The sequence below is a fragment of the Streptomyces sp. WMMB303 genome, assembly GCF_029351045.1.
Classification (GTDB): domain Bacteria; phylum Actinomycetota; class Actinomycetes; order Streptomycetales; family Streptomycetaceae; genus Streptomyces.
The window spans coordinates 6057668-6076231 of sequence record NZ_JARKIN010000001.1 but is presented as its reverse complement, the minus strand read 5'-3'; the positions used below and the strand labels follow the sequence as shown (position 1 = coordinate 6076231).

16 protein-coding genes are annotated in these 18564 nt (G+C 72.3%); 10 read left to right on the top strand and 6 right to left on the bottom strand.

Annotated elements, in window-relative coordinates; genetic code table 11:
• Positions 1-28 precede the first annotated feature (28 nt).
• A complete protein-coding gene (locus tag P2424_RS26400) occupies positions 29-484 on the bottom strand; it encodes a MarR family winged helix-turn-helix transcriptional regulator (RefSeq protein WP_276479141.1) in 456 nt (151 codons plus the stop codon).
• Positions 485-738: 254 nt separating this feature from the next.
• Positions 739-1953 carry an MFS transporter gene (locus P2424_RS26395; RefSeq protein WP_276478205.1) on the bottom strand — a complete coding sequence of 405 codons (1215 nt, stop codon included), beginning with the start codon at positions 1951-1953 and terminating at the stop codon, positions 739-741.
• 168 nt (positions 1954-2121) lie between these two features.
• On the opposite strand from P2424_RS26395, the gene P2424_RS26390 reads away from it, so the two are divergent.
• Both P2424_RS26390 and P2424_RS26385 read left to right on the top strand, forming a co-directional pair.
• Positions 2122-3141, top strand: a complete 1020-nt coding sequence (locus P2424_RS26390) for a winged helix-turn-helix domain-containing protein (RefSeq protein WP_276478204.1) — start codon at positions 2122-2124, stop codon at positions 3139-3141.
• A 100-nt stretch (positions 3142-3241) separates the two neighbouring features.
• Entirely contained in the window at positions 3242-3808 is a 567-nt protein-coding gene (locus tag P2424_RS26385; RefSeq protein WP_276478203.1) for a nuclear transport factor 2 family protein, read from the top strand.
• Positions 3809-3878: 70 nt separating this feature from the next.
• Here the strand turns inward: P2424_RS26385 and P2424_RS26380 are convergent, their stop codons facing one another.
• Positions 3879-4481, bottom strand: a complete 603-nt coding sequence (locus tag P2424_RS26380) for a hypothetical protein (protein ID WP_276478202.1) — start codon at positions 4479-4481, stop codon at positions 3879-3881.
• 475 nt (positions 4482-4956) lie between these two features.
• Here P2424_RS26380 and P2424_RS26375 point away from each other — a divergent pair, with 475 nt between their 5' ends.
• The 6 genes from P2424_RS26375 (at position 4957) to P2424_RS26350 (ending at position 14394) form a co-directional block, all read left to right on the top strand.
• Positions 4957-6459, top strand: coding sequence for an aldehyde dehydrogenase family protein (locus P2424_RS26375; protein ID WP_276478201.1), 1503 nt, complete (start codon positions 4957-4959; stop codon positions 6457-6459).
• A 159-nt stretch (positions 6460-6618) separates the two neighbouring features.
• Positions 6619-8199, top strand: a complete 1581-nt coding sequence (locus tag P2424_RS26370) for a GMC oxidoreductase (RefSeq protein WP_276478200.1) — start codon at positions 6619-6621, stop codon at positions 8197-8199.
• Complete coding sequence (locus tag P2424_RS26365) at positions 8199-9344, top strand: glycine betaine/L-proline ABC transporter ATP-binding protein (RefSeq protein ID WP_276478199.1); 1146 nt, start codon at positions 8199-8201, stop codon at positions 9342-9344. The genes P2424_RS26370 and P2424_RS26365 overlap by 1 nt, the downstream gene beginning before the upstream one ends.
• A 52-nt stretch (positions 9345-9396) precedes the next feature.
• Positions 9397-11436 carry an ABC transporter permease subunit gene (locus tag P2424_RS26360; protein WP_276478198.1) on the top strand — a complete coding sequence of 680 codons (2040 nt, stop codon included), beginning with the start codon at positions 9397-9399 and terminating at the stop codon, positions 11434-11436.
• A gap of 67 nt (positions 11437-11503) precedes the next feature.
• Entirely contained in the window at positions 11504-12466 is a 963-nt protein-coding gene (locus tag P2424_RS26355) for a glycine betaine ABC transporter substrate-binding protein (RefSeq protein ID WP_276478197.1), read from the top strand.
• Positions 12467-12678: 212 nt separating this feature from the next.
• The gene (locus tag P2424_RS26350) at positions 12679-14394 is read left to right on the top strand and encodes a hypothetical protein (protein ID WP_276478196.1); all 1716 of its coding nucleotides are present in this window, start codon (positions 12679-12681) and stop codon (positions 14392-14394) included.
• A gap of 62 nt (positions 14395-14456) precedes the next feature.
• On the opposite strand, the gene P2424_RS26345 is transcribed toward P2424_RS26350, so the two are convergent.
• The gene (locus tag P2424_RS26345) at positions 14457-15200 is read right to left on the bottom strand and encodes an isocitrate lyase/phosphoenolpyruvate mutase family protein (RefSeq protein WP_276478195.1); all 744 of its coding nucleotides are present in this window, start codon (positions 15198-15200) and stop codon (positions 14457-14459) included.
• Entirely contained in the window at positions 15200-15673 is a 474-nt protein-coding gene (locus tag P2424_RS26340; RefSeq protein WP_276478194.1) for a carboxymuconolactone decarboxylase family protein, read from the bottom strand. The genes P2424_RS26345 and P2424_RS26340 overlap by 1 nt, the downstream gene beginning before the upstream one ends.
• 46 nt (positions 15674-15719) lie before the next feature.
• On the opposite strand from P2424_RS26340, the gene P2424_RS26335 reads away from it, so the two are divergent.
• Entirely contained in the window at positions 15720-17246 is a 1527-nt protein-coding gene (locus P2424_RS26335; protein ID WP_276478193.1) for a PLP-dependent aminotransferase family protein, read from the top strand.
• Here the strand turns inward: P2424_RS26335 and P2424_RS26330 are convergent.
• Positions 17225-18001 carry an XRE family transcriptional regulator gene (locus P2424_RS26330; protein ID WP_276478192.1) on the bottom strand — a complete coding sequence of 259 codons (777 nt, stop codon included), beginning with the start codon at positions 17999-18001 and terminating at the stop codon, positions 17225-17227. The two genes, P2424_RS26335 and P2424_RS26330, sit on opposite strands and share 22 nt — an antisense overlap.
• Positions 18002-18138: 137 nt before the next feature.
• Here P2424_RS26330 and P2424_RS26325 point away from each other — a divergent pair, with 137 nt between their 5' ends.
• Positions 18139-18453, top strand: coding sequence for a hypothetical protein (locus tag P2424_RS26325; protein WP_276478191.1), 315 nt, complete (start codon positions 18139-18141; stop codon positions 18451-18453).
• Positions 18454-18564 lie beyond the last annotated feature (111 nt).

The following is an 18564-nucleotide window of genomic DNA, read 5'->3' as shown; positions in this document are numbered from 1 at the left end:
GGCGTCGGGCGAGGTGTGCCGGGTGCGGTCAGCTCGCCTTGGCCCCCTGCTCTCCCGCCTCGTCCGCGTGGTCCGCCTCGGCGGCCTCCTCCTCGGCCATCGCCTTCTCGTAGGCGCGCAGGCTGGTGACGAGCGAGGCCCGCTCGGCGGGGGAGAGGCCGGCCAGCACCTGGCGCCAGGCGTCGGCGCCGCGGGCCAGCCACCGGGAGATGGTGGGGCGGTGCGTCGCGGTGATGCTCACGATCCGACGGCGCCGGTCGTTCTCGTCCTCCCGCCGCTCCAGCACGCCCTTCCGGCTCAGCTCGCCCACCAGAAGGCTGACGGTGGTCGGGGCGACCTCCAGTCGGGTGGCCAGGTCGTTGACGCCGGCCGGGCCGTCGAAGAGGAGGTACGAGAGCAGGGAGAGGTGCCGCGGGGCCAGCGCGAGGGCCTGCAACTCCTCCGGTACCGGCAGGCGCCTGAACCGGCTGACGATACGCGGCATCAGCAGGAGCAGCGCGCGTACGGCGTCGTCCTCGGCCAGCTCCCCGCGGTGCTCCTCCGTACTCGGCCGTCCCCCTCTGTGACCGTCCCTCGACATGCCGGTGGGCCTCCCTGGCTCCGTAAGGAAAGCTGCTCCGCCTTCCGCGGGTTCTCCGTCGCGCTCGCGACGATCCGGTTCTTCGCCTTGCCGCTCGGATGGCTGCCATGCCGGTCTTCGAAAAGGAGTTTCACGGAGAGGCCCTCCCGCGGTACCGGTCAGCTCCTCTCGTACGGATCCTGCCGGGCTCCCCGTCCCGGGCGGCGGTTTCGGTGGTCCGCTGCCCGGAGGCCCCGCGCGAGACCGAGAGTCACCGTCAGGGAGAGGGCGGCGACCAGAGCCATGGCGGTCGCGGGGGAGGTGCGTTCCGCGACCGCGCCCGCGAGCGCCGCGCCCACGCCCTGCATGGCCAGCATCCCGGAGGAGTGCAGGCCCAGCGCGTGGCCGCTGAGCTCCTCCGGCGTCCGCTTCATCAGCCGCTCCTGGAGCAGCAGACTGGCGCCGAAGCCGAAGGAGGCTGTCATCACGAGTCCTGCCGCGAACGGCACCGCGGGGTGCAGCACGAACAGTAGATAGGGAGCGGCGAGCAGCGCGAGCATCGGCACCGCCGGCCTTCCCCGCCAGGACCGCGGCAGCCAGCGGCCGACGACCGTGTCCCCGGCCAGCATGCCCACCGCCCCGCAGGCGAACAGCAGCCCGGCCTCCCGCGGCGCGTACGGCACGAAGAGCGATTCGCACCCGACCACCAGGCCATTGGGCACCCACAGCCCGAGGTAGACGACCCGGCGGGCGGGGGAGGACCACAGCAGCGAGTTGGTCCGCCAGGTCTCGGCGGGGGAGGGGCGGCCCGCGGCGCGGGGCGGACGCTGCCCGAAGCCGAGTCGCGCCGTCACCGCCCCCGCGAGATACAGCGCCGCCCCCACCAGCAGGGCGCCGCGCGCCGAGAGGACGGTGACGAGCAGCCCGCCGAGCGCGTAGCCGCCGATCTGCATGACGCCGTTGGACATGTTGAGCACGGAGCGGCCGAGGAGGTAGCCGTTCTTGGGGAGGATCTCGGAGAGCAGCCCGTAGCGCACCCCGCCGCCCAGGGAAACCAGAATCCCGAGTATCAGCAGCAGGGCGAACGACCCCGCGACGGGCAGCCCCGGCAGGGTCTGCGCGGCGGTACCCAGCGAGAACGCCAGGAGCAGCCCGGTCAGCGCGGCGCGGGGCGGCAGCCGGTCGGCGGCCGAGAGCAGGGTCGCCGCACCGATGAGCTGGGCCAGCGAGGGGCCGAACATCGCCAGCGACGACAGCAGTGGGGAGCCGGTGGCGGTGTAGAGCAGGGTTCCCAGGGCCAGGCCGCTCACGGTCTGACCGGCCACCTGGAAGGTGCTGGTGAGGAAGAGCGGACGGAACTCGGGGACCAGGAAGAGTTCGCGGTAGGTGCGCATGGCGGGAAGTCTCGGGAGGACGGCGGCTGCCGGTTACTGTTTCGCGGCAGAGCGAAACCTCGACGCGGACGCACCCTCGGTACGGGCGGCGAGGGGGGCGAAACGAACCGGCGGCACGAATCGGCGGGACGGATCGACGGAGCGGATCGGCAGGGGGTGGCGGGGGACATGGGATGGTGGCAGGTCAGCGCCGACACCTTGGCGGGCAGCCGCTTCGTGGTGTCCCCGCTCGCCGAGACGATCGCGGCCCTCAAGGTGCTGGAGCGCGGCAGTGCGGCTCACCCCGGTGAACGCGCCTGGCTCGCCGCCCACCGGCCCGCCTACCGCGCCCGCCAGGCCGCCGATCCGGTCACCGAACAGCTCGTCCGCGCCGCGCTCGGCCCCACCTGGAACGCGGACTTCCTCACCCCACCACCCGACCCCGGCGCCGCTGCCGCCTCCTTCGAGGAGGAACTCGCGTGCATACGCGCGACCCCGCCGCAGGTGGCCCGCGCCGACCTGCTGGTGTCGCTGGGATCGGGACCGCTGCCGGACATCCTGCGCCGCGACGACCTGCCGCTCCGCACCGCCGACGCCCTGGAGTGGGTGTGGCGCGAGACGGTGCTGCCGTACTGGCCGCGGCGTCGCCGGATCATCGAGGCCGACGTGGTGGCGCGCACCGCGCAACTCGGCCGGGGCGGCTGGGCCGCTGCGCTGAGCGACCTGCGGCCGGGGATGCGCTGGCTCGGCGGGAGCCGCCTGCAGATCAACGCGCGGAACTATCCGCCGCGCGAACTGGACGGCGCACGGCTGATGTTCGTCCCCGTCACACCGCACACCGGATGGGTGAGCTGGGAGGCGCTCCCGGTCGGCGTGCCGGAGGGACAGGCCCGTCCGGCCACCGGGGTCCGCCCCCGCTACGCCGTGGTCTACCCCTGTTCCGGAGCGCTCGCCGGCGCCGGACATCCGTCCGTTCCGGAGGCGTTGGGGGCGCTGCTCGGTCCCGCGCGGGCTGCGGTCCTGGTGCTCCTCGGTTCCCCGAAGAGCACCACGCAACTCGTCACCCTCACCGGGCAGGGGCTGGGCTCGGTCGGCCGTCACCTGCGGGTGCTGCGGGACGCCCGGCTGATCCAGGGGCGCCGGGCGGGCCGTTCGGTGCTCTACCACCGCACCGCGGCGGGCGAGGACCTGCTGCGGGCCCAGGAATGACGGCCCGGCCGACTCGGCCGCGGGTGCCCGTGCCGCGGGGCGTCCGTCGATGACCCGGCAGGTAATCGCGCCGCCACCGCCGGACGGGGATCCTCGGGTCATGGCCGGAACGCAGACAGACCCCACGCCCGCGGTGACCGCTCCGACGAACGGACCGGCGACCGCCGCCCCGGAGAACGGACCGGTGACCGGCCCGGCGACCGCGGCGGACGCCGTCACCGGCGCCCCCGCCCCGGACGCCCGGACCGTCGTCGAGGAGTTCCTCTCCCGTGTCGGTGCGGGGGACCCGGACGGGATCGCCGCGCTCTTCGCCGAGCAGGTGGACTGGATGATCGCCGACAATCCCGCGGTGCCCTGGGTGCGTCCGCGGCCGACCCGTGCGGACGTGGCCGCGCACTTCCGGGAGCTGGCCGCCGGGGTGGAGCCGATGGCGCCCCGCGGGCGGCCCCTGGAGGCGCTCGTCGTGGAAGGGGACGAGGCGGTCGTGACCGGCAACCTGGCCGGCCGGGTCCGCGCGACGGGCAAGGAGTTCGTCTCGCCCTTCGCGCTGCGGCTGACCGTCGAGCGGGGGCTGGTGGTGCGCTACCACCTCTACGAGGACGGGGTGGCGGTCGCGGCCGCCTGCGCTCCGGACGACGAGGACCGGGCGCCGGAGTCCCAGGCCTGACCACGCGGTAGGCCCGGCCGCCGGAGGCCCGGTCACCTGCCTCCCGGGCTTCGGCGGCACCGACTCCCGGCTACACCGACTCCGAGGGGGGCTCGTCCTGGCCGGAGCCGCCCAGGTGCCGGCGGAGCTGCTCGACGGAGACGGTGCGGTCCTCGGGCGGGGTGGCGCGGGAGACGGGCCGGTTGAAGCGGCCCAGATCGATCTCGTCGTGGTTGCTGCCCGCCTTCCGCTCCAGGCGCAGCGGATAGGGCTTGCCCTCGGTCGAGACGTGCATGGTGACGCGGGCCTGCTGTCGGGCGCGGGTGACGGGGACGGCGTGGTGGCCGTGCACGTCCCCCTCGTGGCCCCGCTTCCAGCGGGGGCCGGAGGAGCCGGACACTCCGGAGGCGGCGCGGAAGGCGTTCAGGTCGCAGGCCGTGGCCAGGCCCCCGCCGCCGAGCTTGTCGCTGCCCTGCGCACTGCCCTTGATGTAGTGTCCCTTGAACTTCTCGGCCGCCTTCGCACCCTTCTCGGGGCCGAGCTGCGCCCGCCAGAACGCGGCGTCCGGCTTGATCCAGACGGTGCCGCCGCGCTTGATGAGCCGCATGGAACCCTTGCCCGGGACCCCGACTTCTCCGGAGCAGTTCGCCTTTTCGTCGAGAGTCAGGTCGAGCCGGAGATCCGGTGCTTTCATTCTGAGCCGCATGGAGTGTGCGGAATTCAGTTCGTGCGACGCTTTTTCCGCTATTTCCTCGCCCGACAACTCTTCGATATCCGGCCCGTCACGCTGTGTGGCCGTGGCGGCGGCATGGGCCGGGGCCATGAGTCCGCCGGAGGCCGTCGCCGCAGCGCAAACGGCTACAACCAGTGAGGTTCGGTACTGCTTACGCATTGCTGGCTCCGATCCGCCGGAGGGGAGTCCGGTGGCGCCGGGCCGGCGCACCGGGCTGCCAAATACGGACAAAGACGTACTCACCGTACGGTCCGCCAGGGGGTGCCGCACTTCGACCCGTGATGAAGGCCACTTGGCGACGGTTTCTGGACATGCAACCGGAAGAACGGGGCAGGGTTCCCGATTGCCATCGGCCCAAGGCTGTGGCAAAAGCCCCCAACGGGGGCACCGGGGCCACCCCGGAGAAAGCGGTAAGTAACGGAAGGCAGTACCGAAGGTGTCCGTTCTGGAGAGCATTCATATCGATGGCGCGTGGCGCACGGCCGCAGCCGGCGGCACCCGGGAGGTGCTGGACCCCGCGGACGCCTCCACGCTCGCCGTCGTCGCCGAGGGCGACGCATCGGACACCGACGCGGCGGTCGCCGCGGCCCGCCGCGCGTTCGACGAGGGCCCCTGGCCGCACACGCCCACCGCTGAGCGCGCCGCGCTGCTGCGCCGCGTCGCCGACCTCCTCCAGCGGGACCGGGAGGAGATCGCGCTGACCGAGTCCCGGGACACCGGCAAGACCCTCGAAGAGGGCCGGGTGGACGTGGACGACGTCACCAACGCGTTCCGCTACTTCGCCGACCTGGTCATGAACGAGTCCGGCGGCCGGGTCGTGGACGCCGGCAGCCCGGATGTGCACAGCGTGGTCGTGCACGAACCCGTCGGCGTCTGCGCCATGATCACCCCCTGGAACTACCCCCTGCTCCAGGCGAGCTGGAAGGTCGCCCCGGCGCTGGCGGCCGGCGACACCTTCGTCATCAAGCCCAGCGAGGTCACCCCGCTCTCGACCGTCCACCTGGTCAAGCTGGTGATCGAGGCCGGCGCCCCGGCCGGGGTCGCCAACATCGTCACCGGCGCGGGCCTGCCCGTCGGCCAGCGCCTGGCCGAGCACCCGGATGTGGACCTCTTCTCCTTCACCGGCGGTCTCGTCAGCGGCACCAAGGCCGGTGCCGCCGCCGTCGCGGGTGCCAAGAAGGTCGCCCTGGAGCTGGGCGGCAAGAACCCCAACGTGGTCTTCGCCGACGCCTGCGCCACCGACGAGGGCTTCGACACCGCCGTCGACCAGGCCCTGAACGCCGCCTTCATCCACAGTGGCCAGGTCTGCTCGGCCGGTGCGCGGCTGATCATCGAGGAGTCCGTCAAGGACCGCTTCGTCGCCGAGCTCGTCTCCCGCGCGCAGCGCATCAAGCTCGGGCGGGGCACCGAGGAAGGCGTCGAGTGCGGCCCCCTGGTCTCCCGGCAGCAGTTGGAGAAGACCGAGGACTACGTCGCCTCGGCGCTGGCCGAGGGCGCGGAGCTGCGGTGCGGCGGGGAGCGCCCGCAGCCGTCCGAGGTGCGGCCCGAGGGCGGCTTCTTCTACGCGCCGACCGTGCTGGACAACTGCCACCGCGGGATGCGGGTCATCCGCGAGGAGACCTTTGGCCCAATCTTGACGGTAGAGAGCTTCAGCACCGAGGACGAAGCTGTAACGCTGGCCAACGACACCGAGTACGGCCTCGCGGGCGCCGTCTTCTCGGGCGACACCGCTCGCGCGCGCAGGGTTGCCGCGCGACTGCGCCACGGCACGGTCTGGATCAACGACTTCCACCCGTACCTGCCGCAGGCCGAGTGGGGAGGCTTCGGCAAGTCCGGCATCGGCCGTGAGCTGGGCCCCCACGGTCTGGGCGAGTACCGCGAGACCAAGCACGTGTACGAGAACCTGCGGCCTGCCCCGGTCCGCTGGTTCGCAGGCTGAGCCGGGCGAAGGAGCCCGGCCGGCCACCGGCCCCATTTCACCGCGCACACCCCCGACCCCGAACAGAGCGCGACGGCGGCTCGACCGGTCGAGCCGCCGCGGCGCACCCGTACCAACCGCCAGCCCCCTCCCCGGAAGTTCTCAAGGAGCAGCACCCCTATGCCCAGCTATGACTATGTGATCGTCGGAGGTGGGACGGCCGGATCGGTGATCGCCTCGCGGCTCGCCGAGGACCCGGACGTCACCGTCGCCCTGATCGAAGGCGGCCCCTCCGACATCGACCGGCCCGAGGTCCTCACCCTCCGCAAATGGCTGGGCCTGCTGGGCGGGGAGCTGGACTACGAGTACACGACCACCGAGCAGCCCCGCGGCAACTCGCACATCCTGCACAGCCGCGCCAAGGTGCTCGGCGGCTGCTCGTCGCACAACACCCTGATCTCCTTCAAGCCGCTGCCTTCCGACTGGGACGAGTGGGAGGCCGCGGGCGCCACCGGCTGGGGTGCCCGGGCCATGGAGCCCTACTTCGGCAAGCTGCGCAACAACGTGGTGCGCGTCGCCAAGAAGGACCAGAACGCGATCGCACAGGACTGGATCGACGCCGCGAAGGACGCCCTCGACCTTCCCGAGGTCGTCGGCTTCAACGACCAGCCCTTCGAGGAGGGCGTCGGCTTCTTCGACCTCTCCTACCACCCGGAGGACAACAAGCGCTCCTCCGCCTCCGTCGCCTACCTGCACCCGCACATCGAGGCCGGCGACCGCCCCAACCTGCACATCCTGCTGGAGACGTGGGCGTACAAGCTGGAGATCGGCGGCGCCGACGGCAAGACCGTCAGCGGCGTCCACGTACGCGGCAAGGACGGCGAGGAGCGGCTGCTGACCGCCGGCCGCGAGGTGCTGGTCTGCGCGGGCGCCGTGGACACCCCGCGGCTGCTGATGCACTCGGGCGTCGGCCGCCGGGAGGACCTCCAGGAGCTGGGCATCCCCGTCGTCCACGACCTGCCCGGCGTCGGCGAGAACCTCATCGACCACCCCGAGTCGGTGATCGTGTGGGAGACCGACGGGCCGATCCCGGACAACTCCGCGATGGACTCCGACGCGGGCCTGTTCGTCAAGCGGGACCCGGACCACCAGGGCCCCGACCTGATGTTCCACTTCTACCAGATCCCGTTCACCGACAACCCCGAGCGGATGGGCTACGAACGCCCCGAGCACGGCGTGTCGATGACCCCCAACATCCCCAAGTCGCGCAGCCGCGGCCGGGTCTACCTGACCTCCGCCGACCCCGAGGTCAAGCCCGCGCTCGACTTCAAGTACTTCGAGCCCGACGAGAACGGCTTCGACTACGACGGCCAGACCCTCGTCGACGGCATCAAGCTCGCCCGCAAGGTCGCCCAGGCCGAGCCGTTCGCCAAGTGGCTCAAGCGGGAGGTCTTCCCCGGGCCCGAGGTGACCGACGACGAGGAGATCAGCGAGCTGGTGCGCAAGGCCGCGCACACCGTCTACCACCCGGCGGGCACCTGCCGGATGGGCGCGGAGGACGACGCACTCGCCGTCGTCGACCCCCGGCTGCGCGTCCGCGGCCTGACGGGCATCCGCATCGCGGACGCCTCCGTCTTCCCGACCATGCCCGCCGTCAACCCGATGATCGGGGTGCTGATGCTCGGCGAGAAGGCGGTCGACCTCATCCGTCCCACCCAGACCGACAAACAAGCGACCACGGCACCGGGAGGTGTTGCCTGATGTCCGAGACCGCTGAAGCCACGGCAGCCGGCGAGAACACACACGAGCACGGCGACCAGGCGGGCCCCGCCATCTCCGTCCGCAACCTGTGGAAGGTCTTCGGCCCCAAGGCCGACCGGATCCCCCACGACGCCTCCCACGCCGGACTCTCACAGAGCGAACTGCGCGAGCAGACCGGCTGCACCGCAGCCGTCCGCGACGTCTCCTTCGACGTGCACCAGGGCGAGGTCTTCGTCGTCATGGGCCTCTCCGGCTCCGGCAAATCCACCCTGGTGCGCTGCCTGACCCGGCTGATCGAACCCACCGCCGGCTCGCTGGAGTTCAACGGCGAGGACGTCATCGGCATGGGCGCCGACGCGCTGCGCGAGCTGCGCAGGCACCGGGCCTCCATGGTGTTCCAGAACTTCGGCCTGCTCCCGCACCGCACCGTCGTCGACAACGTCGCCTACGGCCTCGAGATCCAGGGCATGGGCAAGGCCGAACGGCGCGAACGCGCCGCCGAGATGGTCACCAAGGTCGGCCTGGACGGACTGGGCGAGCGCCGCCCCGGCCAGCTCTCCGGCGGCCAGCAGCAGCGCGTCGGCCTCGCCCGCGCGCTGGCCGTCGACCCCGAGGTGCTGCTCTTCGACGAGCCGTTCAGCGCGCTGGACCCGCTGATCCGCCGCGACATGCAGGAAGAGGTCATCCGGCTGCACCACGAAGAGGGCCGCACGATGGTCTTCATCACCCACGACCTGTCCGAGGCACTGCGCCTGGGCGACCGCATCGCCCTGATGCGCGACGGCGAGGTCGTCCAGCTCGGCACCCCCGAGGAGATCGTCGCCAACCCGGCCGACGACTACGTCCGCGACTTCGTCCGCGACGTCCCCCGCGAGCAGGTCATCTCGGTGCGCCGCGCGATGCGCCCCGCCGAGGGCGCCGAGGCGAAGACCGGCACCGAGATCGCCCCCGACACCCTCGTCTCGACCGCGATCGAGACCGTCGCCCGCACCGGCGAGCACTGCCGCGTCGTCGAGGACGGCCGGCTGCTCGGCGTCGTCGACCACGCGAGCCTGCTGATCGTCGTCGCCGGGCTCGACAAGGACGCCGACCCCGAGGACACCGCACCCGAGGACGGCACGGAACGGGAGGTGGCCGCCGTATGAGCGCCACACGCCACAGCACCGCGGAGGCGGTCCATACCGGCGGGGGGCTGATATGAGCTCCCCGACCCTCACCAAGGACGAGGCCGCGAACCCCGCGCCCTCCCCGAAGGAGCCCGCCGAGGCCCCGCAGGAAGCCGCACCGCCCTCGGCGCTCGCCCGCTTCCTCGGCAACCCCAAGACCCTCGCACTGCTGGTCGCGGCCCTGGTCGTCGTGGTCAGCGCACTGGTCACCGGCGCCGGCACCTGGCCGCGCTCGCTGACCGCCGACGTGCAGTCGCCGCTCAACGACCTGGACAACTGGCTCGTCGACAACCGCGAATCGCACTGGATCTTCCTGTACTTCCTGCTGCACATCAGCAACTTCGCGCAGGCTTCGTACGACACGCTGCTGAGCCTGCTGGAGTCGATGAGCTACGTCGGCGTCATCGTCGTCGGCACCCTGATCGCCTGGGCCGCGGGCGGCGCCGACCTCTCCCGGCGCGCGCTGCGCACCGGCGGCACGGCACTCGCGGTCTTCGCGGTGTGCGGAGTGCTGGACGTGTGGGAACCGACGATGGAGACCCTGGCGCTGATGATCGTCTCGATCATCCTCGCCGCCCTCCTCGGCGCCCTGCTCGGCCTGGCCTCCGGAGTCTCGGACCGCTTCGAGAAGCTCCTGCGGCCCGTCTTCGACACCATGCAGGTCATGCCGGCGTTCGCCTACCTGCTGCCGCTGGTGCTGATGTTCGACATCGGCGTCCCGTCCGCGCTCATCGCGACGGTGATCTACGCGGCGCCGCCGATGGCCCGCCTCACCTCGCTCGGCCTGCGCCAGGCCGACCCGACCGCGCTGGAGGCGGCCACCTCGCTGGGCGCCGACGCCCGGCAGCGGCTGCTGACCGCCCGGCTGCCGCTGGCCCGCAAGCAGATGATGCTGGGCCTCAACCAGACGATCATGATGTGTCTGTCCATGGTCGTGCTCGCCTCGCTGATCGGCGCCGGCGGCCTGGGCTCCGAGGTCTACGAGGCGCTCGGCGCGCTGAAGAACGGCGACGCGCTGGTCGCCGGTGTCGCCGTCGTGCTGCTGGCCGTGCTGCTGGACCGCACCACGGCCGCGGCCGGCGAGCGGATCGACGACGTCGCCACCACGAGCTTCTCCCGCGCCGCCGCACAACTGCGGATCGTCGTCTGGGGCGGCATCGCCGCACTCACCGTCCTCTTCGCCGCGATCGGCACCGCCGTCGCCGGAGACGAGTGGCCCGAGAACTGGGTCGTCGACTTCACCAACTCCATCGACACGGCCGTCAACTGGTTCACCGACCACCTGGGCTCCGGCATCCCCCTCCTGGGCGGCACCATCACCTGGGCCGAGGGCTTCACCGAGTTCGTCCTCAACCCGCTGCGCGACGGCCTGCAGACCACCCCGTGGTGGGCGCTGGCCCTGCTCGTCGCCGTGATCGGCTGGATCGTCGGCACCTGGCGCGCCGCGCTCACCGGGGTGATCTGCCTCGCCCTGGTCGGCTGGATGCGGCTGTGGGACGTGGCCATGGACACCCTCTCGCAGGTGCTCGCGGGCCTCCTGCTGACCATCGTCGTCGGCGTGCTCGTCGGCGTGCTGTGCGCCCGCGTCGAACGGGTGGACAAGCTCATGCGGCCGGTGCTCGACACCATGCAGACGATGCCGCAATTCGTGTACCTGATCCCGGTGATCGCGCTGGTCGGCCAGAACCGTACCGGTGGCATCCTCGCCGCGGTCATCTACGCGGCACCCGCGGTCATCCGCATCACCGCACAGGGGCTGCGTCACGTCGACCCGGCCGCCATGGAGGCGTCCAACTCGTTGGGCGCCACCGGCATGCAGCAACTGTTCGGCGTACAGCTGCCGCTGGCGAGGAAATCCATGCTGGTCGCCCTCAATCAGGGGGTCGTCCTCGTGCTGTCGATGGTCGTCGTCGCCGGCCTCATCGGCGGCGGCGCACTCGGCTACATGGTGGTCCGCGGCCTGTCGAAGGGCGACCTCTCGCAGGGCTTCCCCGCCGGCATCGCCATCGTCTGCCTCGGCATCATGCTCGACCGCCTGTCCCAGCCGGCCGCGAAGCGCAACCGCGACTGAGACCTCCGTCCCCCGAGATCCCCCCGACGGGTCCCCCCATCCCGTCCCACAGGAAAGAGAAATTCGCATGAGAATCAAGCGCGTAAGCACCATCGGAGTGGCCGGAGTCGGTCTGCTGGGCGTGCTCGCCCTCACCACCGGCTGCGCCGCCGACACCAAGGCGAGCGGCGGCGGCGACGACAAGGTCGTCCTCGCCGAGCCCTCCTGGGTGGGTGCCACCGCCAACGCGGCCGTCGTCAAGAAGCTCCTCGAGGACGAGCTCGACGTCAAGGTCGAGGCCAAGCAGATGGACGAGCCCGTCGCCTTCGACGCGCTCAACAGCGGCAAGGCCGACGTCATCCTCGAGGACTGGCACGGCGTCCCGAAGAAGCAGAAGAAGTACGTCGAGGAGAAGAAGACCGTCGTCTCCGGCGGCGACCTCGGCGTCGTCGGCCACATCGGCTGGTTCGTGCCGAAGTACTACGCCGACAAGCACCCCGACATCCTGAAGAGCTACAAGAACCTCAACAAGCACTACAAGGACTTCAGGACCTCCGAGAGCGGCGACCTGGGCCACTTCATCGGTGCCGCCCCGTCCTACTCGCAGCACGACAAGGAGCTCATCAAGAACCTCGGGCTCAAGTTCAAGCACATCCCCTCCGGCGCCGAAGCGGCCCAGCTCAAGGAGCTCAAGCGGCTCTACGACGCCAAGAAGCCGTTCCTCACCTACTGGTGGGAGCCGCAGTGGATGAACGAGAAGATCGACCTGGTCGAGGTTCCGCTGCCCAAGTACACCAAGGGCTGCGAGGTTCCCGCGTCCGAGGCCGAGTGCGGCTACGAGACCAACCAGCTCGAGAAGTTCATGAACAAGGACTTCGCGAACGGTGACAGCAAGGCCGCCGAGTTCATCAAGAACTTCCACTGGTCCACCAAGGACCAGAACGAGGTCGCCGGAATGATCGCCGGTAAGAAGATGGACCCGGAGGACGCCGCGGCCAAGTGGATCAAGGACAACAAGTCCACGTGGGAGAAGTGGATCCCCAAGAAGTGATGCTGCGCTTCGCTGCCTGAGGCAGCCATCCCCACCTCTCCCGCCCCCGTGACGCCCGCCGTCACGGGGGCGCGGTGTGTTCTCGCGGCCGGACGGCCTGTCGTCCGGCCCGCCCCGGGCCCTCCGGCGGGCGTCGGCTCCTGGTTCTCATTCGGGTGTTTGTAGCCTGAGACCCCAGGAACGAGCACCGAGCACGTACGGGGGTGATCCGGATGAACGGCAGCCTCCGGGCGGTGTGGATCTGGTCCGCGGTGTGCGCGCTGGGAGTACTGGCGGCGCTGATCCGGATGATCGCCGCGCCATCGACGCCGCTGCCCCGCTGGGACCTCGTCGGCTGCCTCGGGACAGCCGCAGTCGGGGCCCTCGGCGGGCGCCGAGCCGTACGGAAGCGCCCGGACCGGGGCGCAACGGCGTACTGGTGGCCCGGGCGGCGCCCTGGTCTGATCGGGGGCGGGTTCCTCGTCTGGCTCCTGGTGGTGGTCGCCCTCGTCACCGCGCCGCTCTCCTTCGCACCGGACGCCTGGCGGATGCGGGAGGCCGGCTACACGATCCGCGCGCTCCCCGTGGAGAAGGTCCTGTCGACCGAGTCGCACGGCGGCCGCACGACCTACTTCCTCAACGATGTCCGGATCGCGGTCCCCTTCGACAGCGGCGAGGTGACGACGACCGTGTCCCTGCGGACCGAACGCAGGCCCGAAGAGGGCAGCAGGTTGCGGGTATGGGTCCTGTACGTCCCCTCCGTGAAGGAGCTCGGCTGGATCACCTCGCACGACCGGGCGGAGCTGGAGGCCGAGGTCGGCGGCCCGGCCGATCCGGTGTCGGTCACCATCGTCGCCCTGGGCATGGGCATCGGCCTGGCGCTCGCCGCCGCGTGGGGCAGGACGACAGGCGGTGGCCTTGCCGGGCTGACCCGGCGGGGGCACGGGCGTTCTCTGCCGGTGACGGTCGTCGGCGCCGGGGCGGCGAACGGCGAGCGGCGCGAGCAGGGCAAGCCGCTCGAACAGGCGGCGCCACGCCTCGTCCTGCTGACGCCGAGCGAAGAGGAAGCGGCCCCCCAGGGCTGCACGCGCCTGGAGTTCTTCCTCGACCCGGCCCTCGACCCGGCGGTCCTCGCACCGGACGCCGCCGCACCCCTGATCGGCAGCGGGGCCCGGGTCTGCCGTGCCGAGCGGACGGCACGGGCGACCCGACGCGGCGCCCACGGCGCTCCGTCCGCCGATGCCGTACTCCTGCTCGACGACGGACGGTTCGCACAGGGCAAGCTGCAGACCGCCGCGGGCGAACCGCTCCCGGACGGTGCGCGCATGCCCACGATGACGGCCGAAGCCGCCCGGGCACAGGCGCGGAGTGCGCTCCCCACCCCGCCGTGGGACCCGCTGCTGCATCCCCGGAGCTTCTCCGCCCTCCTCCTCGGCCTGCTCCTGCTGGCGGCCACCGCCTACGGTGTCGGCTCGTTCTGGACGAAGAGCGCGGGCGCGGTGGCCGTGCTGGCCCCACCGCTCGCCTGGCTCTCCGTCGTCGTCGGCCACAGCATGCGCTGGAGCGATCGTGCCGATGCCGAGGCCCGGGCCGAGTCCGGAGAAGCGGCACCGTCGAAGGAACCTCCCGTCCCTGCCACTGTCCCTTCCCCCGTGCCCGCCGCGTCCGACCGCGGAGGCGCCGTCGTCCCACCCACCGGTCCTGCCCCGGCCGATCCCGAACTGCCCCGCGCCCTGCGGAGGATGTGCCTGTGGGCCGCGCTGACCGCCGCGGCTCTGGGCACGGCATGGGGTTTCCGCGACGGCGACCACCAGACCGTCGCGCTGACCGCCCTCCTCGCGGGCTTCGCCCTGCTCCGCCCCCTGTACGTCTCCGCCAGGGCACTGCGTGCGCTGCGCCTCGCTCCCGGAAGTGCGGAGGCCGCCCCGGGGGCGCGGCGGGAGGTCTGACCACGTCGGGACGTCTGACCGCCCGGAGAACCTCGGGGGCGAGAGCGGGCGAACTCCCTCCCTCAGCCTCCGCGGGGCAGCTCCGCTGCCAGGTCGCGTACGCCCGCGTAGGCGCGGGCCGCGAGGCCACCGCCGAAGGTGACCCGCGCGGCACCGGCGGCGGCCAACTCCGCGGCGCGGGGTCCGTCTTCCTCGGCCAGCGCATTGACCGGCACCGGCAGCGCGCGGGCGAGGACCGCGAGGTCCTCCGACGGCGCGCCGATCGGATACACCCCGTCCGCGCCGGCCGCGACGTAGGCGCTGCCCCGTGCCAGCGCCTCCGCGAGCGGCTCCTCCGCGCCCCGGATGTAGACGTCGATCCGCGCGTTCAGAAAGGGTGCGGAGCCCAGCGCGGCCCGTACGTCCGCCAGGAAGTCGGCCTGCTCCCCGGCAGGCAGCAGCACTCCGTCCGCCGAGTCCTCCAGGTTGCAGCCGACGGCCCCGGCGGCGCGGAGGCGCGCGGCGATCTCGGCCGGGGGAAGGCCGTATCCCCGTTCGATGTCCGCGCTCACCGGGATGGTGACGGCGCGGGTGATCCGGGTGACGGCGGCGAACATCTCGTCGGCGGGGCACGCGCCGTCCTCGTATCCGAGCGAGGCCGCTACCCCGGCGCTGGGGGTGGCCAGCGCGGAGAACCCCGCCTGGGCGAAGATCCGGGCGGAGGCCGGATCCCAGGCGCCGGGCAGCACCAGCGCCTCGCCCGGCTTCCGGTCGCGGTGCAGCCGGCGGAACCGGGCAGCGGCCTCCGCGTCGTCCGCGGTGGCCATCAGGCGGCCCGGCCGCCGTCCCGCAGGCTCTGCGGAAGGCCCCGCACGGTCACGTTGAACCGGTTCCAGGCGTTGATGGCCACGATCTGGCCGATCAGCGCCGCGAGTTCGGCCTCCTCGAAGTGCGCGGCGGCCCGCTCCCACACCTCGTCCGGCACGAAGCCGTCCGTCAGGTCGGTGACGGCCTCCGTCAGTGCGAGCGCGGCCCGCTCCCGCTCCGTGAACAGGTCGCCGCTCTCCTCCCAGGCGGCGAGCAGGTCCAGCCGCAGCTGCGACTCGCCCGCCTTGCGCGCGTCGGCCAGATGCATGTCCAGACAGTAGGCGCAGCGGTTGATCTGCGAGGCGCGGATCTTGACCAGCTCGCCGATCACGGGTTCGAGTCCCGCCGCCGACGCGGCCTCCTGGAAGGCATACATGCCCTTCATCAGCCGGGGTGCGGTCTGCCAGATGTCCATCCGCGGTGTGGTCGTCATGGCTGCGAGCCTATGCGGAAGTGGTTCAGATGTATGGTCCACTTCCATGGCAGATTCGTGGGCCAATTCTCGGCATCGCCGGGACCGCCGCACCGGCAGTGACCTCCACCTCGACCTCGATCTCGGCTCCACGGCGGGCCCCGGGGCGCCCCGCCCCCGCGCCGCCCTGCTGGCCGCGCTCCGCGACGCCGTCCGGACCGGCCGGCTGGCCCCCGGCACCCGCCTGCCCTCGTCCCGCACCCTCGCCGCCGATCTGGGCCTGGCGCGCAACACCGTGGCCGGGGCGTACGCCGAACTCGTGGCCGAAGGGTGGCTGTCCGCACGGCAGGGCTCCGGGACCCGGGTGGCGGACCGCGCGGCCCCGGCGCCCCCGCGCCGCCCGGCCGCCCGGACCCGCGCCGAGCGGCCCTCCCGGCTGTCGCTCGCCCGGGACCGGCACGGACAGCAGCGCCCCGCCCACGATCTGCGCACCGGCGCACCCGACGTCTCGGCCTTCCCCCGCTCGGCGTGGCTCACCTCGGCACGCCGCGCCCTCACCGACGCACCGGCCGGCGCCTTCTCGCACGGCGACCTGCGCGGCGCCGGTCAGCTCCGGCAGGCGCTGGCCGACTATCTCGCCAGGGCCCGCGGAGTCCGCCCCGACCCGGACCGCATCGTCATCTGCGCCGGATTCGCCCAGGGCATCGCACTGCTGGCCCGGGCGGTGCCGGGGGACATCGCCGTCGAGGAGTACGGACTGCCCTTCCACCGCGAGTTGCTGGAGCAGACCTCCCGCCCCCGCACCCGCCCCCTGCCGGTCGACTCCCACGGCGCCCGCGCGCAACTCCTCGACACCGAGGAGCAGTTCACCGGTGTACGGGTCGTACTGCTCACCCCGGCACACCAGTATCCGCTCGGGGCGCCGCTGCACCCCGACCGCCGGGCAGCCGTGGTCGACTGGGCCGGCCGGAGCGGCGGACTGGTCCTGGAGGACGACTACGACGGCGAGTTCCGGTACGACAGGAACCCGGTGGGGGCGCTCCAAGGGCTCGACCCCGACCGGGTCGTCTACCTGGGCACTGCCAGCAAGGCCCTCGCCCCCGCGCTACGGCTGGGGTGGATGGTGCTGCCCGAGCACCTGGTGGACGCCGTGCTGGCCGCGAAGACGCCCGCGGAGTGGACCACCGGCGCCCTCGACCAGCTCACCCTCGCGGACTTCCTGGAACGCGGCGCCTACGACCGCCACGTACGCGCCATGCGGCAGCGCTACCGTGTCCGCCGCGACCGGCTGGTGGAACAGTTGGCCCTGCGGGTCCCCGAGGTGAGCGCCACCGGTATCGCGGCCGGACTGCACGCCGTGCTGCGCCTGCCGCCCGGGGTCACCGAGGCGGACGCGCTGCGTGCCCTGGACCGCGCCGGGGTCGCCCTCGACCCGCTCTCCGCCTTCCGCCATCCGGCGGCACCCGCGCAGCCGCCGCCGGACCCGGCGCTGGTGGTCGGCTACGGCACCCCGCCCGAACACGCCTGCACCGCCGCGCTTAACGCCCTGTGCGGGGCGCTGGCGCGCGCCTGTCACTCCGGGGGACGGCTGTAGCGCTCCAGCGCCGCCTTGCTGGTGGAGCTGTGCTGGAAGACGAGTTCCCACGGGCCCGAGTTGATGTCGAAGTCCTTCCCGAACCCGATCCACTTGCCGGTCATCCGGCGCCCGGTCGGCTCGACGAGGAGCTGGAGCGCACCGTGGTAGCGGGCGCCGGCGTAGTAGCCGTCGGGAGCGGACTGCTCGGTCCAGGTGCCGGTGACCACGTTGCGGTCCACGGTCACATCGAGGGTGAGCGGGGAATCCGGGTTCGCCGAAGCGCCGGGCAGCGACTCCCCGGTGATGCGGTTCCCGTGCTGGACGAGTACGAGGTGGTGCGCGCCGGTGAAGGTGTCGCCGCGGCCGGAACTGTAGTACTCGTAGCGGCTCAGCCAGATTCCGCCGCACTGGGGCGCCGGCGCCGGGGAGGGCTGCGAACGGTCGCGGTCCCCGCCCGTTTCCGTGGCCTCCGCGTCCACATCGTGACCGCCGTGTCCGTCGTCTCTGACGCGCAGGCGGGGCATCGGAAGCGCGAAACCGAGTGCCTCCACGGGGCGCCCGGTGACCAGTTGCAGGGCCCGGGCGTACACCGGTCTGGGCGACCGGCTGATGCCCGATTCCCAGCGCTGCACCAGCCGCTTGTTCGCGTCGTTGGGTTCCCCGGCCGCTTCGCCCGCCCGCCGCAGTTCCCGGGCCAGGTCGTCCTGGCTGAGTCGCAGCGCGATCCGCACCGCCCTCAGCGTGTCGTTCGGTACCTGCTCCGCTGTCGTCATACGGCTCACGCTAGAACGTGGCGCCCTCATATGACACCGGTTTGACGCCTTTTGGCGACGCCGATCAGACGCCGCCGGCGTCGTCGCAATGCCTCTCGGCCCCGAAGACCATGACGTGCAGGAGAAAGGAGCACCTTGTGGCCGAGAAGTACGAACCCGTCGTCGGTGAGGACCTGCGCCTGCTGCCGTGGACGTCGGAGACCGGGAAACCCTGCTACCTGGCGCCCGGGGCCGAGGACGGGATGATCTCCGCGCTGGCCGATGCGACCGAGGAGCGGCAGATCCGCGACGCGGCGGGGGTGTTGGGGGAGGGCGAGGCGCTTCTGGCGGACCCCGGCGCCGGGGCTCTCGCGCTGCGCCTGGCCCTGACTGCGGCCGTGCGGGCCCTCCGTGACGCGCTGCGCATCGCGCACAGCCGGGGGCTCCGGCTCGCGGTCTGCGACGACGGGTAGCCCGGGCAGCAGCGCGGGGACGCGCTGCCGGCGTGCTGCGGCTCCGCGCCGCGCCCGGCTTCGGCTGCCCCCCCTGCTGCCTCCGCGCGAAGCGGGACAGGGGCACGCCGG

Excerpts from the sequence above, each read along its gene's own strand:
- P2424_RS26360 (WP_276478198.1), top strand. The coding sequence starts at position 9,397 with ATGAGCTCCCCGACCCTCACCAAGGACGAGGCCGCGAACCCCGCGCCC.
- P2424_RS26355 (WP_276478197.1), top strand. The coding sequence starts at position 11,504 with ATGAGAATCAAGCGCGTAAGCACCATCGGAGTGGCCGGAGTCGGTCTG.
- P2424_RS26380 (WP_276478202.1), bottom strand. The coding sequence starts at position 4,481 with ATGAAAGCACCGGATCTCCGGCTCGACCTGACTCTCGACGAAAAGGCG.
- P2424_RS26390 (WP_276478204.1), top strand. The coding sequence starts at position 2,122 with ATGGGATGGTGGCAGGTCAGCGCCGACACCTTGGCGGGCAGCCGCTTC.
- P2424_RS26340 (WP_276478194.1), bottom strand. The coding sequence starts at position 15,673 with ATGACGACCACACCGCGGATGGACATCTGGCAGACCGCACCCCGGCTG.
- P2424_RS26330 (WP_276478192.1), bottom strand. The coding sequence starts at position 18,001 with ATGACGACAGCGGAGCAGGTACCGAACGACACGCTGAGGGCGGTGCGG.
- P2424_RS26370 (WP_276478200.1), top strand. The coding sequence starts at position 6,619 with ATGCCCAGCTATGACTATGTGATCGTCGGAGGTGGGACGGCCGGATCG.
- P2424_RS26365 (WP_276478199.1), top strand. The coding sequence starts at position 8,199 with ATGTCCGAGACCGCTGAAGCCACGGCAGCCGGCGAGAACACACACGAG.
- P2424_RS26345 (WP_276478195.1), bottom strand. The coding sequence starts at position 15,200 with ATGGCCACCGCGGACGACGCGGAGGCCGCTGCCCGGTTCCGCCGGCTG.
- P2424_RS26350 (WP_276478196.1), top strand. The coding sequence starts at position 12,679 with ATGAACGGCAGCCTCCGGGCGGTGTGGATCTGGTCCGCGGTGTGCGCG.
- P2424_RS26335 (WP_276478193.1), top strand. The coding sequence starts at position 15,720 with ATGGCAGATTCGTGGGCCAATTCTCGGCATCGCCGGGACCGCCGCACC.
- P2424_RS26400 (WP_276479141.1), bottom strand. The coding sequence starts at position 484 with ATGCCGCGTATCGTCAGCCGGTTCAGGCGCCTGCCGGTACCGGAGGAG.
- P2424_RS26395 (WP_276478205.1), bottom strand. The coding sequence starts at position 1,953 with ATGCGCACCTACCGCGAACTCTTCCTGGTCCCCGAGTTCCGTCCGCTC.
- P2424_RS26385 (WP_276478203.1), top strand. The coding sequence starts at position 3,242 with ATGGCCGGAACGCAGACAGACCCCACGCCCGCGGTGACCGCTCCGACG.